Annotated in this window: 17 protein-coding genes; 12 read left to right on the top strand and 5 right to left on the bottom strand. The window is 68.8% G+C overall.

Annotated elements, in window-relative coordinates:
* The first annotated feature begins 2 nt into the window (after nucleotides 1–2).
* Nucleotides 3–1,049, top strand: coding sequence for a glycosyltransferase family 4 protein (locus tag MFF40_RS08310; protein WP_147897893.1), 1,047 nt, complete (start codon nucleotides 3–5; stop codon nucleotides 1,047–1,049).
* Nucleotides 1,050–1,090: 41 nt separating this feature from the next.
* Nucleotides 1,091–1,729, top strand: coding sequence for a ribonuclease HII (gene rnhB / locus MFF40_RS08305; RefSeq protein WP_147856909.1), 639 nt, complete (start codon nucleotides 1,091–1,093; stop codon nucleotides 1,727–1,729).
* Nucleotides 1,730–1,854: 125 nt separating this feature from the next.
* Here rnhB and MFF40_RS08300 read toward each other — a convergent pair whose 3' ends face one another.
* From MFF40_RS08300 to MFF40_RS08285, 4 genes are all read right to left on the bottom strand, one after another.
* Nucleotides 1,855–4,212 (bottom strand): membrane-bound PQQ-dependent dehydrogenase, glucose/quinate/shikimate family, encoded by a 2,358-nt coding sequence (locus tag MFF40_RS08300; RefSeq protein WP_238260146.1) that lies wholly within the window; start codon nucleotides 4,210–4,212, stop codon nucleotides 1,855–1,857.
* A gap of 277 nt (nucleotides 4,213–4,489) precedes the next feature.
* Nucleotides 4,490–5,878 (bottom strand): methyl-accepting chemotaxis protein, encoded by a 1,389-nt coding sequence (locus MFF40_RS08295; protein WP_238260145.1) that lies wholly within the window; start codon nucleotides 5,876–5,878, stop codon nucleotides 4,490–4,492.
* A 60-nt stretch (nucleotides 5,879–5,938) separates the two neighbouring features.
* A complete protein-coding gene (locus MFF40_RS08290) occupies nucleotides 5,939–6,601 on the bottom strand; it encodes a hypothetical protein (protein ID WP_238260144.1) in 663 nt (220 codons plus the stop codon).
* A 366-nt stretch (nucleotides 6,602–6,967) separates the two neighbouring features.
* Entirely contained in the window at nucleotides 6,968–8,083 is a 1,116-nt protein-coding gene (locus tag MFF40_RS08285; RefSeq protein ID WP_238260143.1) for a PA0069 family radical SAM protein, read from the bottom strand.
* A gap of 128 nt (nucleotides 8,084–8,211) precedes the next feature.
* Between MFF40_RS08285 and MFF40_RS08280 the strand changes: the two genes are divergently transcribed.
* A complete protein-coding gene (locus MFF40_RS08280) occupies nucleotides 8,212–8,742 on the top strand; it encodes a hypothetical protein (RefSeq protein WP_238260142.1) in 531 nt (176 codons plus the stop codon).
* A 139-nt stretch (nucleotides 8,743–8,881) separates the two neighbouring features.
* Nucleotides 8,882–10,336, top strand: coding sequence for an amino acid permease (locus MFF40_RS08275; protein WP_147897898.1), 1,455 nt, complete (start codon nucleotides 8,882–8,884; stop codon nucleotides 10,334–10,336).
* Here the strand turns inward: MFF40_RS08275 and moaB are convergent.
* Nucleotides 10,326–10,883 carry a molybdenum cofactor biosynthesis protein B gene (moaB, locus tag MFF40_RS08270; protein WP_147897899.1) on the bottom strand — a complete coding sequence of 186 codons (558 nt, stop codon included), beginning with the start codon at nucleotides 10,881–10,883 and terminating at the stop codon, nucleotides 10,326–10,328. The genes MFF40_RS08275 and moaB overlap by 11 nt on opposite strands.
* Before the next feature lie 328 nt (nucleotides 10,884–11,211).
* Between moaB and MFF40_RS08265 the strand changes: the two genes are divergently transcribed.
* From MFF40_RS08265 to MFF40_RS08230, 8 genes are all read left to right on the top strand, one after another.
* Nucleotides 11,212–11,415 (top strand): hypothetical protein, encoded by a 204-nt coding sequence (locus MFF40_RS08265; RefSeq protein WP_238260141.1) that lies wholly within the window; start codon nucleotides 11,212–11,214, stop codon nucleotides 11,413–11,415.
* A 319-nt stretch (nucleotides 11,416–11,734) separates the two neighbouring features.
* Nucleotides 11,735–12,655, top strand: coding sequence for an aspartate/glutamate racemase family protein (locus tag MFF40_RS08260; protein WP_238260140.1), 921 nt, complete (start codon nucleotides 11,735–11,737; stop codon nucleotides 12,653–12,655).
* A gap of 158 nt (nucleotides 12,656–12,813) precedes the next feature.
* Nucleotides 12,814–13,461, top strand: a complete 648-nt coding sequence (maiA, locus tag MFF40_RS08255) for a maleylacetoacetate isomerase (RefSeq protein ID WP_147897902.1) — start codon at nucleotides 12,814–12,816, stop codon at nucleotides 13,459–13,461.
* 123 nt (nucleotides 13,462–13,584) lie between these two features.
* Nucleotides 13,585–14,916 (top strand): NAD(P)/FAD-dependent oxidoreductase, encoded by a 1,332-nt coding sequence (locus MFF40_RS08250; RefSeq protein WP_147897907.1) that lies wholly within the window; start codon nucleotides 13,585–13,587, stop codon nucleotides 14,914–14,916.
* 144 nt (nucleotides 14,917–15,060) lie between these two features.
* Nucleotides 15,061–15,351, top strand: a complete 291-nt coding sequence (locus MFF40_RS08245; RefSeq protein WP_147897903.1) for a type II toxin-antitoxin system RelE/ParE family toxin — start codon at nucleotides 15,061–15,063, stop codon at nucleotides 15,349–15,351.
* 2 nt (nucleotides 15,352–15,353) lie between these two features.
* Nucleotides 15,354–15,635: an addiction module antidote protein gene (locus MFF40_RS08240; protein ID WP_147854436.1), complete on the top strand. Its 282-nt coding sequence runs from the start codon at nucleotides 15,354–15,356 to the stop codon at nucleotides 15,633–15,635.
* 406 nt (nucleotides 15,636–16,041) lie between these two features.
* Nucleotides 16,042–16,353: an EthD family reductase gene (locus MFF40_RS08235; protein WP_147854437.1), complete on the top strand. Its 312-nt coding sequence runs from the start codon at nucleotides 16,042–16,044 to the stop codon at nucleotides 16,351–16,353.
* Nucleotides 16,350–16,655, top strand: coding sequence for a hypothetical protein (locus MFF40_RS08230; protein ID WP_147854438.1), 306 nt, complete (start codon nucleotides 16,350–16,352; stop codon nucleotides 16,653–16,655). The genes MFF40_RS08235 and MFF40_RS08230 overlap by 4 nt, the downstream gene beginning before the upstream one ends.
* Nucleotides 16,656–16,659: the final 4 nt, after the last annotated feature.

Below are 16,659 nucleotides of genomic sequence, written 5' to 3'. Positions count from 1 at the left end.
GCGTGAAGCTCCTCATCGCCAGCGACGCCTGGCACCCGCAGGTCAACGGCGTGGTCCGCTCCCTGGAGCAGATGGTCCGCCGGGCGCCCGAGCACGGCTTCGAGACCACGCTGCTCTCGGTGGCCGACTTCCGCTCCCTGCCCCTGCCCGGCTACCCGGAGATCCGCCTCGCCATGGCCGGGCGGGACCGGGTGGCGGAGCGCTGGGCGGCCGAACGCCCGAGCCACGTCCATATCGCCACCGAGGGACCGATCGGCTTCGCGGCCCGGCGGCACTGCCTGGCCAACGGCCTGCCGTTCACAACGAGCTATCACACGCGGTTTCCGGAATACCTCGCCGCCCGGCTGCCGGTGCCGGAGGCGTGGTCCTACGCGTATCTGCGCCGCTTCCACGGCGCGGCGCGCGGGACCATGGTCAGCACCGTCTCCCTGCAGGCGGAACTGGAGGCGAAAGGCTTCTCCCAGCTGATGCGCTGGACCCGCGGGGTCGACACCGAGCGGTTCCGGCCGGCCGCCCCCGGCGAGCCGCCGCCGACGGACCTCGCCGGCCTGCCCCGGCCGCTGTTCCTGTATGTCGGGCGGCTCGCCGTGGAGAAGAACCTCGCGGCCTTCCTGAGCCTCGACCTGCCCGGAACGAAGATCGTGGTCGGCGACGGGCCGGACCGGGCACGCCTGCAGGCCTTGGCCCCGGAGGCACGCTTCCTCGGCACCCGGACCGGGGCGGCGCTCGCGTCCGTCTACGCCGCCTGCGACGCCTTCGTGTTCCCGAGCCTCACCGACACGTTCGGCATCGTGCTGCTGGAAGCGATGGCCTGCGGCCTGCCGATCGCGGCCTTCCCGGTGCCCGGCCCCAACGACGTGCTGAGCGGGACCCGGGTCGGCATCCTCGACCAGGACCTGCGCGCGGCGGCCCTCGCGGCGCTTCGCCTGTCCCGGGCCGAGTGCCGGCAGGAGGCGCTGCGCCGGGGCTGGGACGTCAGCGCCGACCAGTTCTTCGGCAACATCATCGAGGCGCATGGCGGCCAGCGGGGGACCCGGAACGCCGCCTGAACGGTGACGGCGGCGGCGCGAGATGGCAGGACGGCGCCATCATGTCCGTTCAGAAACCGCCGCCCGCGAAACGAACAACACCCGCCCTCACCCAGCCGTTCGATCCGGCCCGGGCCGCGGATTATCCGGCGGTGATCGGCTGCGACGAGGTCGGGCGCGGCGCCCTGTGCGGCCCCGTGGTGGTGGCGGCGGTCTGGTTCGACCCGGCTGCGATCCCCCCGGCCCTGCTGGCGGCCCTCGACGACAGCAAGCGCGTGCCCGAACCGATCCGCGCGCATCTGGCGCCGCTGATCCGCGCCCATGCCCGGGTTGCCGTGGCGGCGGGTTCCCGGGCCCTGATCGACCGCATCAACATCCGCGCCGCGACCCTCGACGCGATGCTGCGGGCGGTGGCGCGCCTCGGGATCGCGGCGCCGGTCCTGGTCGATGGCCGGGACGCCCTGCCGGGCCTGCCGGGCCGGGCCGTGATCGGCGGCGACGGGCTGGTGCCGCAGATCGCCGCCGCCTCGATCGTCGCCAAGGTGTTTCGCGACGACCTCATGCGTCGCCTCGCCGAGCGCCATCCGGGTTACGGCTGGGAGCGCAACGTCGGCTACGGCACGGCCCTGCACCGCGCCGGCCTGACCACACTCGGCCGAAGCCCACACCACCGCCTCAGCTTCACCCGCGGGTTCGGCTAGGTTTCAAAAGGTCGAGATCTTTTGCGGATGCAGGGCAGCGCCCTGCAGTTCTCCGGGGCTCCGCCCCAGACCCCGCCAAAGGGCTCGCCCTTTGCAAACCCCGATTTTGCCGCCTTCGGACCGGATCACTGCGATGCGGGATCGCCAGGCAGCGCGTAGGCGACCACGTAGTCGCCGCGGTCGGGTGATTGGCGCGCGCCGCCGGCCGTGATCACGACGTATTGCCGGCCGGTCTTGGGCGACCTGTAGGTCATCGGCGCACCCTGGCTGCCCACCGGCAGGCGGCCCTTCCAGACCTCGCGGCCGGTCGCGGCCTCGAACGCCCGCAGGTAGTAATCCTGCGTCCCGGCGAAGAAGATCAGGCCCGAACCGGTCACCAGCGAGCCGCCGAGCGAGGGCAGGCCGATCGGGATCGGCAGGTGCATCTTGATCCCCAGCGGCCCGGTATCCTCCACCGTGCCAAGCGGGACCTGCCAGGCGATCCGGCGGGCCTTCAGGTCGATGGCCGTCAGCGTGCCGAAGGGCGGCTTCTGGCACGGGATGTTCAGCGCTGACACGAAGCGGTTGCGGACGGAGACGTAGGGGGTGCCGCGCATCGACGACAGGCCCATCTCGGTTCCGGCGGCCTTACCGGTTTCGACCTGCTCCCTCGGGATCAGCCGGTTCCACAGGCCCAACCGCATGTCGTTCACGATCAGGTAGTCCCGGGTCATGTCGATGGCGGTGCTGCCCCAGTTCATGCCGCCGAGCGAGCCCGGCATCTGGAGGGCGGTGTCGAAGCCCGGCGGGGTGAAGGTCCCCGCGTGGCGCATGCCCTTGAACTGTATCCGGCACAGGAGCTGATCGAAGGGCGTCGCCCCCCACATGTCGGCTTCGGTCAGGGTCTCGGCTCCGATCGACGGCATGTCCGAGTAGGGCTGCGTCGGCGCATAACGCTCGCCCGGCACGCTGCCCTGCGGGACCGGCCGCTCGGTGATCGGCGCGATCGGGGCGCCGGTCTCGCGATTCAGCAGGAAGATCTGGCCGTGCTTGGTCGCGGCGATCAGCCCCGGCACGGTGCCGCCCTTCCCGTCCGGCAGGTCGTAGAGAGCGGGTTGGGCCGGGACGTCGAAGTCCCACAGATCCTTGTGAACGAGCTGGACGTGCCAGCGCGGCCGCCCGGTCGCCGCGTCGAGGGCGAAGATCGACGAGTTGGTGGCGTCGTCCTGGGCTGTCCGGTGGCCGCCGAAGAAGTCGGGCGTCGCGTTGCCGGTGGGCGCGTAGATCAGGCCCAGGGCCGAATCGTAGGCCATGCTGGTCCAGACGTTCGGCGTGCCCCGCGTGTAGGTCTCACCGGGAGGCGGCAGGCGCGTGGTCGCCGGGTTGCCCGGATCCCAGGCCCAGCGCAGGTCGCCGCTGCCGACATCGTAGGCGCGGACTACGCCGCCAGGCTCCCCGGTCTCGATGTTGTCGGCGACCCGGCCGCCGACCACCACGAGGTCGCCGGCGATGAGCGGTGCGGCGGTCTGGGTGTAGAAGCCGGATTTGACCTCGCCCATGTCGGTCTTGAGATCGACCGTGCCGCCGTCGCCGAAATCGGTACAGGGCTGGCCGGTGGCGGCGTCCAGCGCGATCAGGCGCGCATCGATCGTGGCCAGCAGCAGGCGGCGGGAGCAGACCTTCGCGCCCTCGGCGGCGCCCGCGTCGTGATAGCCGAGCCCGCGGCACCGTTGCCATTGCGGCGCGCTCGCCTTCCGGTCGTAGCGCCAGCGCTGCGTGCCGGTGTCGGCGTCGAGGGCGACGACGATGTCGTTCGGCGTGCAGACGTAGACGGTGTCGCCGATCTGCAGGGGCGTGGTCTGGTCCTCCGCCCCGAAGCCGTTGCTGACGGCGATGTCGCCGGTGCGGAAGGTCCAGGCTGGCCGGAGCTTGGCGACGTTGGTGGCGTCGATCTGCGTCAGCCCGGCGAAGCGGGTGCCGCCGTTGGTGTTGCCCCAGGCCGTCCAGTCCACCTGCGGCCCCGCCTGCGTGGCCGGGTGCACAGCCGGGATCTCGGTCGCCGCGATGATCGGCACCGGCTGGAACGCCCGCAGCGTGGTCGCCGCCAGGGCCAGCGCCAGCGCGGCGGCGAGGCCCAGGGACGCCCGGCGCCATACGCCGCTGCCGGATCGATCGAGCAGCGGTGCGAACAGGGCGACCACGCAGGCGAGGACCGCCAGGGCGAACAGGCGCGAGACCAGCGGCCAGAACGCGAACCCGACCTCCCAGACCGCCCAGATCCCGGTCAGGACGAACGCCCCACCGTAGAGCAGCGCCCCGGCACGCCGACGTTGAGCAACCAGAACCCCGGAGACGAGCATCGCGGCGCCCATGGCCACGAAATACCAGCTGCCGCCGAGCCATACCAAGTATGCACCACCTCCGGCCAAAAATAGACCGATCAGGACTATGACCAATCCAAGCATGATCAGCACCCCATCGGTCATCGTTCTGGATCGACGCATCGAAAATCCTCAATCGTTCGAGCTTATCGCTTCTTTATCTTGAGTCTTGCGTAGGTCGACGATGATTTTACGATGAAAAATCCTGCAGGACGGCGGATATTTATCTTCTCGCCGAATTAAATCAGCGAGCCGACAAACGAACCCTTGCATAGACCACCGCGGATCAATGTCCGCTTCGCTTCGCCGCGCTGAACACGCCGGCCGGATCAGGTCTCGCAACCTGTGTCCAAGCCCGAGACACGGACTTCGGCGTGTCGCGACGGCGGCCCGTCAGCAGTCAGGCGGCTCGGACATCGGCCAGGAAGCGATCCACCTCCGCCGCGAGTTGCTCCGACTGGCGCGACAACCCGGTGGCGGAGGCCAGGACCTGCTCGGCCGCGGCGCCGGTCTGCTCGGCGGCCTGCGCCACCCCGGCGATGTTGCCCGTGACCTCCTGCGTGCCCGCGGTCGCCTGGGTGACGTTGCGGACGATCTCCCGGGTCGCCGCGCCCTGCTGCTCCACCGCCGCCGCGATCGTGGTCGCGACCGCGTTGATCTCCCGGATGCGGCTGGCGATCGTGCCGATCGCGTCCACGGCCTCGCCGGTGACGCCCTGGATCCGACCGATCTGGCTGGCGATCTCCTCGGTCGCCTTGGCGGTCTGGCTGGCGAGTTCCTTCACCTCGGCCGCCACGACCGCGAAGCCGCGCCCGGTCTCGCCGGCGCGGGCCGCCTCGATGGTGGCGTTGAGCGCCAGAAGGTTGGTCTGCGCGGCGATCGAGGCGATCAGCTGGACGACGTCGCCGACCCGGGCGGCGGCGGCGCTCAGCTCGGACACGAGGGTGGCGGTCTGGTCCGATTCGCCGACCGCACGCTGGGCCAGGATGGTCGAGCCCTCCACTTGGCGACCGATCTCCGCGACGCTGCTGCCGAGTTGCTCGGCGGCACTCGCCACGGTGCTGACGTTGGAGGCCGATTGCTCCGCCGCCGCCGCCACCGTGCCGGACTGGCTCGCGGTCTCCTGCGCGCTTGCGGTCATCTGCGAGGCCGTGGCTTGCAGCTCGGTGGCGGCGGACGAGACCTGGGTGACGATGCCGGAGACCGCCGCCTCGAAGGTCTCGGCCATCCGGTGCATGACCGCCCGGCGCTGATCCTCGGCGGCGCGGCGCGTCTCGTCCGCCTCGGCTTCGAGCTGTCGGGTCCGGAGCAGGTTGTCCTTGAACACCTGAACGGCGGCGGCCATGGCGCCGATCTCGTCCTGGTGCCTCGGAGCCGGGACCATGACGGATGCGTCGCCCGCGGCGAGCGCCCGCATGGCATCGGTCATCCGGCGAATCGGCAGCAGCACGCGTCGGACCACGACCAGGGTGCCGACGCCGGTCAGCAGGAGAGCCGCAAGCAGGAACAGGGCGATCCGCAGCAGGGAGGCGCGCGCCTCGTCGGTCAGCGCCTGGGCTCGGTCCACCAGCGCGTCGAGGGCCGCGCTCGCCAGGTCGGAGATCGTGTTGACCTCGGCGGTGTGGCGGATGCGCAGCTCGTCGATGGAGAGCCCGGTCGGCCGGCCCTGTGTGAGGGCCTCCGTGGCGGCCTTGCGGCGCGCCTCGGCCTCACCCTCGAAGTTGTCGGCCCTGGCCTTGCGGAAGGCGGCCCGGACCAAGTCCGAGGTCTCGTCGGCGGCGGCCGCCACGACGTCGGCCCAGGCGGCAGCCAGCCGCCCGCGCTCCTCGGCCGCGGCGACGATGTCGCCTTAAGTCCACGGGGTGCCGGCGGCGACGGCAGCTTCGATCCGGACGACCACGCCGCCGATCAGGGCCCGCGAGGCCCAGGCCGCGCGCTTGAGGTCGAGGTAATGCGCGAGGGTGGCGTCGCCGCGCGGGATGGCGGCATCGACCGCGTCGTTGGTGGCCAGGAAGGCGTCGAGCAGGGCCTGGGAGGCCTCCGCGATGGCCGGCAGCGTGCCGGTGGGTCGCTGAGCCGCCGGCACCGCCAAGGCGGCATCGACCTGCGGGCGCAGCTTGAGCGTGGCCTCGTAGGCCCGCTGAAGCGGCTCGACCTTCGCCACGACCGAAGGCGCATCCACATCCCGCGCGAGCGTCGCGAGCCGTTCGAGACCGCCCGCGATGGTCTCGCGCTGTGTGGCGATCAGCGCCACGTCCTTCGCGGGAATGGGGTCGGCGGCCTTCAGGGCCTGGAGCGTGCGGCCCCGCTCCATGCGGATGGCCAGGAGATCCTTGAGGAGCGTCCGGCTCGCCTCGGTCAAGGCCACCACACGGTGGCTCCGATCCGCCTGCACCTGGGCTTCACGAAGGGTGGACACCTCCGAGGCGATCAGCATGGCGCTCATCGAGAACAGCGTCGCGCACAGGATCTTGCCGATCGTGAGTGTCGTGAGCTCGAATCCGGCAAACATAAGGGGTTGCCCACGAGACATCGGCGTCGGTTCCGTCACGGTGTTGATGCGGCACCGATCGATTTTTGATCCCGATTTGGAACAGATCTAAAGATCTTACGTCGGCATAACCTCTGTGGATCCGAACGATGACGTTTGCAACTCGCTTTTATGACGGTTTTTATCAGTTATGCTGTGATGACTAGGATCTTTGTTAGTGATGTCTGCAGAATATATCTCGATCAAGCCCCGATAACGGCTGGACTTTCGACCGAATCCGGCACGCTGACATCTGCTTCCGGCGGCGGGCCGCTGTCATGAGCGAAGGCTCCGGTTCGTACGGCCTGCGTCGGTGGAGCCATTGCGGCCGTGACGCGCCGCCGCGCTTCAGAACAGGGCGAGCTGCGCCCCGGGCTTGCGGAACGCCGCCGTGTTCAGCGCCATGCGCCCGAACGCGAAGCCGAGCCGCCCGCCCGCGAGGCGGACCCGCCGGCCGATCATCTCGGCATAGGCCCCCTCGCCGCGAAAGCGGTGGCCGAAGCGGGGATCGTTCTCGCGTCCGCCCCGGGCCTGCGCCAGCAACGCGAAGGCCCGGGCCCGGCGCTCGGGATAGTGCTCGGAGAACCAGTCGGCGACGAGGTCGGCGACCTCCCCCGGCAGGCGCAGCAGGGCATGGCCGATGCGGCTGGCGCCGTGGTCGCGGGCTTGGGCCAGGATCGCCTCGATCTCGTGGTCGGTCAGACCCGGGATGATCGGCGAGACGTTGACCATCACGGGCACGCCGGCCTCGGACAGGCGCCGCATCGCGGCCAGCCGCTTCTCCGGCCGCGGCGCCCGCGGGTCGAGCAGGCGGGCGAGGCGCGGGTCCAGCGTCGGCAGCGAGACCGCCACGAGCACGAGGTTGTCCGCGGCCATCTCGGCCAGGATGTCGAGGTCGCGCAGGACGAGGTCGGACTTGGTGGTGATGCCGACGGGGTGGCGCGCGGCCTGAAGCACCTCCAGCACCGCTCGGGTGATCCGGTACTCCCGCTCCACCGGCTGGTAGGGATCGGTGGCGGTCCCCAGCGCGATCGTCTCCGGCTGGTAGCCCGGCGCGGCGATCTCGCGCGCGAGCAGCTTGGCGGCATCGGGCTTGGCAACGATCTGGGATTCGAAATCGAGGCCGGGCGAAAGCCCAAGCCAGGCATGCGTCGGGCGCGCGTAACAGTAGATGCAGCCGTGCTCGCAGCCGCGATACGGGTTCACCGAGCGGTCGAATGGGATGTCGGGCGAGGTATTGCGGGCGATGATCCGCGCGGCCCGCTCCAGCGTCACCTGCGTGCGCAAGGTGGCGGGTATATCGGGTTCCCAATCGGGATCCTGGAAGACCTCGCGGCTGGCTGCCTCGTAGCGGCTCGTCGGGTTCGCCGTGGCACCCCGGCCGCGTCGGGCCTCCGGAGGCAGCGTGCACGATCCCAGACGCACCGGGGCGACGGGTTTCGAGCCTTTGGGAATCTTAGCCATGCCAGGCGCCTCGTGTTTCACGTGGAACATAGCGCGAACACAGCGCCTCCGACGCCTCAATTTCAGGCAAACGCCGCCGAGCCCGGGCGAGACGCCGCGGCCCGGTTTACCGCCGCGCAGAATCGTCTATGGGCGCGCAGATGCTCTCCGCGGTGACCTACCTGGCCGACCCGGCCGATCCGGACGCGATCGACCGCCTCGCCGACACGCTCAGCGTGCTGGTGTCGGGCGTGGCCGGCGGTCTGGTCGGCGACGCCGTGATCGTGACCGGCCGGGACAGCGACGCGGCGGCCGCCATCGCGGACGCCACCGGGGCGGCCCTGGTGCTCCACCGGGGCAAAGATCCCTATGGGGCCGGGGCCGCGCAGGCGCGACGGGATTGGGTGCTGTGCCTGGAAGCCGGGGATGTTCCGGCCGAAGGCTGGATCCGCACCCTCGACCGCTTCATCGGCACCGCCCGGCCGGAAACCGGCCTCGGCCGCCTCCACCGCCCCGCCTCGGGCTGGGCCAGCCGCGCCGTCGGCCGGATCGAGGGGATCCTGGGCACGCGGCAGGCCCGGGCCGGCGACGTGGTGCGGCGTGAGGCGCTGCGGGCCGGCGCGGCGTTCGCACCCCGGCTCAAGGTCCGGCCGCTCATCGCCCGGATCGACCGGCCCTGATCGACAGAATGTCGCAGCTCGACTTGTCGTTATCGGCTTAATATTTTTGAAAACTCCTGGCGCGAAGGCAGGAAACTTGCTGAATTGGAGGCTATAGGCGCGCGCCGATCCCCGTTGCGCCGCCGGGAGGGATGCGACGATGGACTCCTCGGGCCTGATGGGGCGGAAGTCCGTCGACGACATCCTGGAGAGCGGCGAGGGCGAGCAGCAGCTCTCGAAATCGCTCGGGGCGCTGTCGATCACCGCGATGGGCATCGGCGCGATCATCGGCGCCGGCATCTTCGTGCTCACCGGCACGGCGGCGGCCCAATATGCCGGGCCGGGCATCATGCTGTCCTTCGTGCTCGGCGGCATCGCCTGCGCGTTCGTCGGCCTCTGCTACTCCGAGATGGCCGCGCTGATCCCGGTGGCGGGATCGAGCTACACCTACACCTACGCCACGCTCGGCGAGTTCTTCGCCTGGCTGATCGGCTGGGACCTGATCCTCGAATACGCCATGGGCGCGGCCACGGTGGCGGTGGGCTGGTCGGGCTACGTCACGAGCCTCCTGAAGGACGTCGGCCTCGTGATCCCGGCCCGGTTCGCGCACGCGCCGGGCACGGCGATCGACGGCGGCGGCACCGCCCTGTTCAACCTGCCGGCGGTGGTGATCGTGGCGCTGGTTACGATCCTGCTGATGCGCGGCACCAAGGAATCGGCGCGGTTCAACAACATCATGGTGGCCGTGAAGCTCACCGTGGTGGTGGCCTTCATCGCGCTCGGCTGGGGCCATGTCGACACCGCCCACTGGAGCCCGCTGATCCCGCCCAACGAGGGTACCTTCGGAGAGTACGGCTACAGCGGCATCCTGCGCGGCGCGGGCGTGGTTTTCTTCGCCTTCATCGGTTTCGACGCGGTGTCCACGGCCGCCCAGGAGGCGCGCAAGCCGCAGAAGGATATGCCGATCGGCATCCTCGGCTCGCTGATCGTCTGCACGATCCTGTACGTGCTGGTGGCCGCGGTCCTCACCGGGCTGGTACCCTACAAGGAGCTGAACGTCCCCGACCCGATCGCCAAGGGCGTCGACGTGATCGGCATCGGCTGGTTCGCCCTGTTGATCAAGCTCGGGGCGCTCACAGGCCTGACCACGGTGATCCTGGTGCTGCTCTACGGCCAGAGCCGGATCTTCTTCACGATGGCCAATGACGGGTTGCTGCCGAAGCTGTTCGCCCACGTCCACCCGACCTATCAGACCCCGTATCGCAGCCAGGCGCTGATCGGGACCGTGGTCGCCCTCGTGGCGGCACTGGTGCCGATCAACATCCTGGGCGAGATGGTGAGCATCGGAACGCTGGCCGCCTTCATCCTGGTCTGCGGCTCGGTGATCTACCTGCGGCGGACCGACCGGCACATGAAGCGGCCGTTCCGGGTTCCCGCCGTGCCGGTGGTGCCGATCCTCGGAATCCTGTTCTGCCTGCTGCTGATGGCCGGCCTGCCCCTCGATACCTGGCTGCGCCTGGTGATCTGGATGGCGATCGGGCTGGTCGTGTATTTCTTCTACGGCCGCAGGCATTCGGTCCTGCGCCGCAAGGAAGGCAACGCGGTCACGCCGTGATGCTGGCACCCCGCCGCAGGTGCTCGTCGAGCCGCGGCATGATCTCGACGAAGTTGCAGGGGCGGTGCCGATAGTCGAGCTGCTGCGCCAGGATGCCGTCCCAGGCGTCCCGGCAGGCCCCGGGCGAGCCCGGCAGCACGAACAGGTAGGTCGCCTGCGCGACTCCGGCGGTGGCCCGGGATTGCAGGGTCGAGGTGCCGATCTTGTCGTACGAGATGCGGTGGAACACCGCGGAAAAACCCTCCATCCGCTTCTCGAACAGCGGCTCCAGGGCCTCCGGGGTCACGTCGCGCCCGGTGAAGCCGGTACCGCCGGTGGTGATCACCACGTCGACCGCCGGATCGCGCAGCCAGGCCTCGACCTGCGCGCGGATCGCCGGGATCTCGTCCGGCACGATGGCCCGGGCGGCGAGCCGGTGGCCGGCCTCCGTGAGGCGCTGGCTCAGCGTGTCGCCCGAGCGATCGTCCGCCATCCGGCGGGTATCCGAGACGGTGAGCACCGCAATCCCCAGCGGGATGAAGCGGCGTGAATCGGGCTGATCGGCCATCGTGAGCGCTCTCCGGGACGGTCACCCGATATGGGCCGGCGGGCCGGACTTGTCGCCCCCCTCGGGCTGCCGCCTCGGGCGCCCCCGGCCGGGGCGGAAACCTCTCCGGGAACGCCGCATCTGTCCGCGCCCCTCGATCACCGCGCCCGTCGATCCGGCGATCGGATCGTCCCTGGCACGGTGGGAAGCGAACCGCATCGGCACGGCCTCCAGGCAATCAACCAACGCGACGCGGCATTTCCTCTTTGGAATAAAACTATTCTAAGGTTGCCGGCGCAATAATTTCGATCACGGAATTTTGAAATAGACCGATAGTTCAGGTGACGTCTTGGCTCAGCTGCGTGGGATGGGGCCAAGACTGAATCCCGCCGATGCCCATCGTTCAAGCCGCATGCCAAACGAGGAAAAATTAGTCCTTCTCCGTATCAAAAATATTGGCATTGCCAGCCATAAAGTCTTTGACTTTTCTTTCGACGAGATCACTGTGAAAAAGCCGGAGCGTTATCGTTCGTTACGACTCGTCGCAGACTGACACGATAGGCAGTCTTTCTCGCGCCGACATAGAAGCCGAGATCCTGTCCCGGTTCCGAAACGACAATCCGAGCGGGAGTTTTGCGCGCGAATCGGGTCGAGGTCTTCGTTCGGCGATCAGACCTATCGAACCTGGACGAACAGCGTCCGGGCTCGAACATCGATCCTATTCGCGTCCAACACCCCTCTCGCAAGTCATCAGCACCGCCCGGGATCGAGCACAGAACGGGCGATGCTCCGCACATGTTCCAGCGCATCCAGGTTGAAGTGTATCCCGGATGGCGGACACATCGTCATGACGCTGAATGGGGGAGCGCAAGATGATTTCCGTCTCTAGAAAATTAGGCGTCCTCGGGGGATTGAGCCGTCCTTCGACGATCAGAGATCACAATCTGATCAACCGTGAAGTTCTCGATCTGACCTGCAATCGCGCCACCGCAAACCTTATCACGTGGAGCTTCGATCCGGATACGATCGTTCATCTCCTCTCGCAGGACGGCTGGCCCGCGATCGCCCATCAGATCGAGGAAGCCGTAGCCAATCTTCTGCTGGAGGGCGTCGACGGGCTGATGATCACCAGCGACACCCTTCACTGCGTTCTCGAGCGGGAGTCGGTCCATCTCGCCGTGCCGGTGCTGCACATCCGGGACGCCTTGATCGAGGAGATCCGGCGGCTGTCCCTGAAGAAGGTCGGCTTCATCGGCACTTCCGTGACGATGAGCAACTCCTATTACGGGGATCTGATCCGCGGACATCACGACGTGGATGTGGTGCTTCCAAACCAGAACCTGTGGGTCAACATCGACTACTCAGTCTGCAATCGGATCTACAACGGCGAGTGCACGGCGCTCGAACTCGAAACTTACAACCAGATCATGACGGACTTCGAAGCGCAGAACGTCGACGGAATCGTCGTCGCCTCATCGGAGATCGCCCTGGCGTTCAACAAACCGCATGCGGTCCCGGTCCTGCACACGGCCCGGATCCATGCCGCGGCGGCGGCGCGGTGGTGTGTCGCCGGCCATGACATCGTGCGCCCGGCACTGCCGCGATACGACGAGTTGCGGTCCGTGTCGGCGGGATCGCACGACGTGGTCGCCGACGACACGTCAAAAATTCCCGTGACGCTGCCTTATTCCGACAGCCTGCCCTATCCCCACAACGTCAAGCGCAAAGGTAAGCGCAAGACCGGTGCATCGCTGCGGGCATCGGTGGGCGAACAGCGGGCGCCCGGCTCGTAGCGGCGGCCCTGCCGTCGGAGGATCGTAGCGCCGTGCGATCGGTGGTGTAGCGACGCGGCGCCGGCCCGTCCCGGCCGACGTGACTTGCCGCAGGCGACGAATCGCGGTGTCTTCGCGCGTCAGTGGCGCCGAAGGCACCGCAGTTCGGAACCCCACCCATGCACATGTACGGCAACTGGCGCTCCGCCGCGGCCTTCCGGGTCCGGATCGCCCTGAAGCTGAAGGGCCTCGCCTACGAGGAGACCTTCATCGACCTCGACGCCGGCGACCAGCACAAGCCCGAGTTCCGCAGGATCAACCCGCAGGGTGCGGTGCCGGCCCTGTTCGACGGGGACGGGCCGCCGCTGACCCAATCCCTGGCGATCCTCGATTACCTGGAGGAGACGCGGGGCGGCGTTCGCCTGCTGCCGGACGAGCCGCGGGCGCGGGCCCGGGCACGCTCCCTCGCCCAGGTCGTGGCCTGCGACACCCACCCGCTTTACGTGCCCCGCGTCCGCACGTTCCTGATGGAGGAGTACGGGCTGCCCCGGGAGCGGATGCTGGCCTTCCTGCGCAACGCGTTCGAGACCGGCCTGACGACCCTCGAGACCCGACTCGCCACCGAGGACGGGACCGGCCGCTTCTGCCAGGGCGACACGGTGAGCCATGCCGACCTGTGCCTCGTCAGCCTCTGGGTCGGGACCGGCATCTTCGGGATCGACACGGCCGCCTACCCGACGGTCGCCCGGATCGCCGAGGCCTGCCTCGCCCTGCCGGCGGTCGCCGAGGCGCATCCCCTGCGCCAGCCCGGCGCCCCCGCCGCCTGACCGGCGACGCCCGCGCGTGCTCTGGTCACGCGTGCGCTCGGCCGGCAGATGTGGCAAGCGGACCTCCGAGGCGTTTAATCCGGCCGGGGCGTCAATCCCGACCCGTGGGGAGAAAGGGTGTCGATGGTACCCGACGAGAACGAGTCCGGCCTGCATCGCGTCGTCGTGGTCGGCGGCGGGGCCGCCGGGCTCCAGTTGGTGACGAAGCTCGGCGACAAGCTGGGACGCGGCAAGCGCGCGCACGTCACCCTGGTCGACCGCGCCCGCACGCATATCTGGAAGCCGCTGCTCCACGAGGTCGCGGCCGGCAGCCTCGATATCGGCCACCACGCGGTCGATTACCTGCACCACGCCCACAAGCATGGGTTCCGATACCGAATCGGCAGCATGACCGGGCTCGACCGGGAGGCGCGCACGATCCGGCTCGCAGCGAGCCACGATCCCGAGGGCCGCGAGGTCACGCCGGAGCGCTCGGTGCCCTACGACACCCTGGTGATGGCGGTCGGCTCGACCACCAACGATTTCGGGACGCCGGGCGTCGCCGAGCACGCCATCGCGTTGGACACCCAGGACCAAGCGGTGCGCTTCCACCAGCGCCTGGTCAACGCGTCCCTGCGGGCCCACACGCAGGCCGGCCCGGTCCGGCCCGGCCAGCTCCACGTCACGGTGATCGGGGCCGGCGCCACCGGCACCGAACTCGCGGCCGAGTTGCACCGGACCTTCCGCCACGTTGTCGCCACCGGCCTCGACCGGATCGACCCGGGCAAGGACATCCGGATCACCCTGGTCGAGGCGGCCGAACGGATCCTGCCGGCGGTGCCGCAGCGCCTCTCGGTGGAGGTGATGCAGCTCCTCAACAAGATCGGGGTGGACGTTCGCGTGAAGGCGCGGGTGACAGAGGTGCGTGCGGACGGCGTGCAGCTGGCCGACGGCACCTTCATCCCGTCGGAGCTGGTGGTCTGGGCGGCCGGCGTGAAGGCGCCGCCGTTCCTGCAGGGCATCGGCGGGCTCGAGACCACCCGGACCAACCAGCTGGTGGTCGCCCCGACCCTGCAGACCACCCGCGACCCGGACATCTTCGCGATGGGCGACTGCGCCTACCTGGTCGAGGCCGGCTCGGATACGCCGGTGCCGCCCCGGGCGCAGGCGGCCCACCAGCAGGCCAGCCACCTGATCGGCCAGATCCAGGCCAAGATCGACGGCAAGCCCCTGAAGCCGTTCAAGTACAAGGATTTCGGCTCGCTGGTCTCGCTCGGGGAATACTCCACGGTGGGGAGCCTGATGGGCTTCGTCCGGGGCAAGAACATGCTGATCGCCGGACTGTTCGCCCGGATGATGTACCGCTCGCTCTACAAGATGCACGAGCGTGCCCTGCACGGCAGCGTCAAGACGGCGCTCGACGCCCTGGCCCGGGCGCTCACTCGCCGTACCGAATCACGGGTGAAGCTGCATTGAGGTCCACCGGCACCCAGGCGACACGGGGGCCGCAAGAGGAAGGACGAACGGTCGCTGGAATCGCGTGGATCTCGAACGCGTCCTAGGCGGCGGAATGTGAATTATAGTTGACATTCCGCCGCTTTCTGGGTCACGAGACCTAACATGTTCCAGGTGCGCCGCACCGGCGAATTCATCGCTTGGCTGAACGCTTTGCGGGATGTCCAGGCGCGGGCGCGGATCACCAAGCGGATCGACCGTATCGCTCAGGGCAACCTCGGCGATGCCAAGTCCGTCGGCGATGGCGTCAGCGAATTGCGGTTCTCTTTCGGGCCGGGATACCGAGTTTATTACACTCTGCGCGGTGATGTCGTCGTGATCCTGCTGTGCGGCGGCGACAAGGGCTCGCAGGCGCAGGACATCGAACGGGCCAAGACTATGGCGCGGGAGGTTTGACAATGGCGATAGAGACCAAGCCCTGGGATGCGGCCGAAGTCCTGAAAACCCCGGCCGACATCGCAGCCTATCTCGATGCCTATCTCGAGGACGGGACTCCGGAGGAATTGCTGGGCGCGTTGAACACGATTGCCCGCTCGCACGGCATGTCGGCACTGGCCCGCGAGACGGGCATCAGCCGCGAGGCGCTGTACAAAGCCTTCAGCGACAACGGCAATCCGACGCTGGACACCTTGTTGCGCGTCCTGAAAGCCCTGGGTGTGCGCCTCGCCGTGGCGGCGTGATCGATCCCTGAACAGTGAAAAAGGGGGCCAGCGATCCGGTCTGTCCTCACGCTCGACGCGTTCGCCCGGGCGCCTGTCGCGGCCGGACTTACCGCGGGCCAAGCAGCAGCCGGCGTGACGTTTGGGACAACCGCTTTGAACGAAGCCCTCGCCGGCATCATAGCACCGTGCTTATGATCCGGTCGCTCTCGGAGCAAAAGCCGTTCACGGGCAGATGAATTTCGCGCGGGTATTCGAGGGGGGCCGCATTTTCTCAGCCGAACCGGCGCCAACGTCGTCGGAACATGCTCTAAGCCGTCAACACGGCATCATCGTTTTCCGAAAGCCGGCATCGCCCGCTCGGAATGATGCGCCCGGATCCACCGGCACCCCGGCGACACGGGGGCCGCAACAGGAAGGACGCCCTATGATCCTCGTGAGCGTGATGTATCCGACCGGCCCGAACTTCGACATGGGCTACTATCTCGGGCACCACATGCCGCTGGTGCGCGAGCGCTGGTCGTCGCTGGGCCTCCACGAAGCGAAGGTGGTCAAGGGTGCCGGCACCCCGGACGGCGGCCCGGCCCCGTTCCAGGTGATGGCGCTGCTGACCTTCGAGTCGGCCGACGCGTTCAAGAAGGCCGTGGCGGCCCACGGCGAGGAGATCTTCGCCGACATCCCGAACTTCACCCCGGCGCAGGCCCAGGTTCAGATCAACGACTTTGCGGAGAGCCCGTGATCGATATCGTCAAAGCGGTGCAGCAGGCCGATCCGAGCCTCGGCACCTACGTGGTCGTGCTGCGCGCCGACGCCCGCGCCCTCGACGGCCCGGATCGCCTAACCCCCGAGGCGCAGGCCTGGATCGACGCGAACGCCCCGGGCGGCCGCCTCGCCCGGGTGCGGGTCCTGCTCGCCCCCTATCCGGGGGCAATGCCGGCCGAGCGCGACGTGAGCGTGGCCGCCTTCGCGGATGCCCGCCAGCTCGCGGCCTTCGCGACCACTTGGACCGGCGATCCGCTATCGGACGCCGAGGAGCCGTAGAACC

The sequence above is a fragment of the Methylobacterium mesophilicum genome (assembly GCF_022179445.1).
Lineage (GTDB): Bacteria > Pseudomonadota > Alphaproteobacteria > Rhizobiales > Beijerinckiaceae > Methylobacterium > Methylobacterium mesophilicum.
Note: the sequence above shows the minus strand (reverse complement) of the source record. Positions and strands in the feature narration are given on the sequence as shown.

Excerpts from the sequence above, each read along its gene's own strand:
- MFF40_RS08240 (WP_147854436.1), top strand. The coding sequence starts at position 15,354 with ATGGCGATAGAGACCAAGCCCTGGGATGCGGCCGAAGTCCTGAAAACC.
- moaB (WP_147897899.1), bottom strand. The coding sequence starts at position 10,883 with ATGGCCGATCAGCCCGATTCACGCCGCTTCATCCCGCTGGGGATTGCG.
- rnhB (WP_147856909.1), top strand. The coding sequence starts at position 1,091 with ATGTCCGTTCAGAAACCGCCGCCCGCGAAACGAACAACACCCGCCCTC.
- MFF40_RS08290 (WP_238260144.1), bottom strand. The coding sequence starts at position 6,601 with ATGTTTGCCGGATTCGAGCTCACGACACTCACGATCGGCAAGATCCTG.
- MFF40_RS08260 (WP_238260140.1), top strand. The coding sequence starts at position 11,735 with ATGATTTCCGTCTCTAGAAAATTAGGCGTCCTCGGGGGATTGAGCCGT.
- MFF40_RS08280 (WP_238260142.1), top strand. The coding sequence starts at position 8,212 with ATGGGCGCGCAGATGCTCTCCGCGGTGACCTACCTGGCCGACCCGGCC.
- maiA (WP_147897902.1), top strand. The coding sequence starts at position 12,814 with ATGCACATGTACGGCAACTGGCGCTCCGCCGCGGCCTTCCGGGTCCGG.
- MFF40_RS08285 (WP_238260143.1), bottom strand. The coding sequence starts at position 8,083 with ATGGCTAAGATTCCCAAAGGCTCGAAACCCGTCGCCCCGGTGCGTCTG.
- MFF40_RS08250 (WP_147897907.1), top strand. The coding sequence starts at position 13,585 with ATGGTACCCGACGAGAACGAGTCCGGCCTGCATCGCGTCGTCGTGGTC.
- MFF40_RS08235 (WP_147854437.1), top strand. The coding sequence starts at position 16,042 with ATGATCCTCGTGAGCGTGATGTATCCGACCGGCCCGAACTTCGACATG.
- MFF40_RS08245 (WP_147897903.1), top strand. The coding sequence starts at position 15,061 with ATGTTCCAGGTGCGCCGCACCGGCGAATTCATCGCTTGGCTGAACGCT.
- MFF40_RS08300 (WP_238260146.1), bottom strand. The coding sequence starts at position 4,212 with ATGCGTCGATCCAGAACGATGACCGATGGGGTGCTGATCATGCTTGGA.
- MFF40_RS08275 (WP_147897898.1), top strand. The coding sequence starts at position 8,882 with ATGGACTCCTCGGGCCTGATGGGGCGGAAGTCCGTCGACGACATCCTG.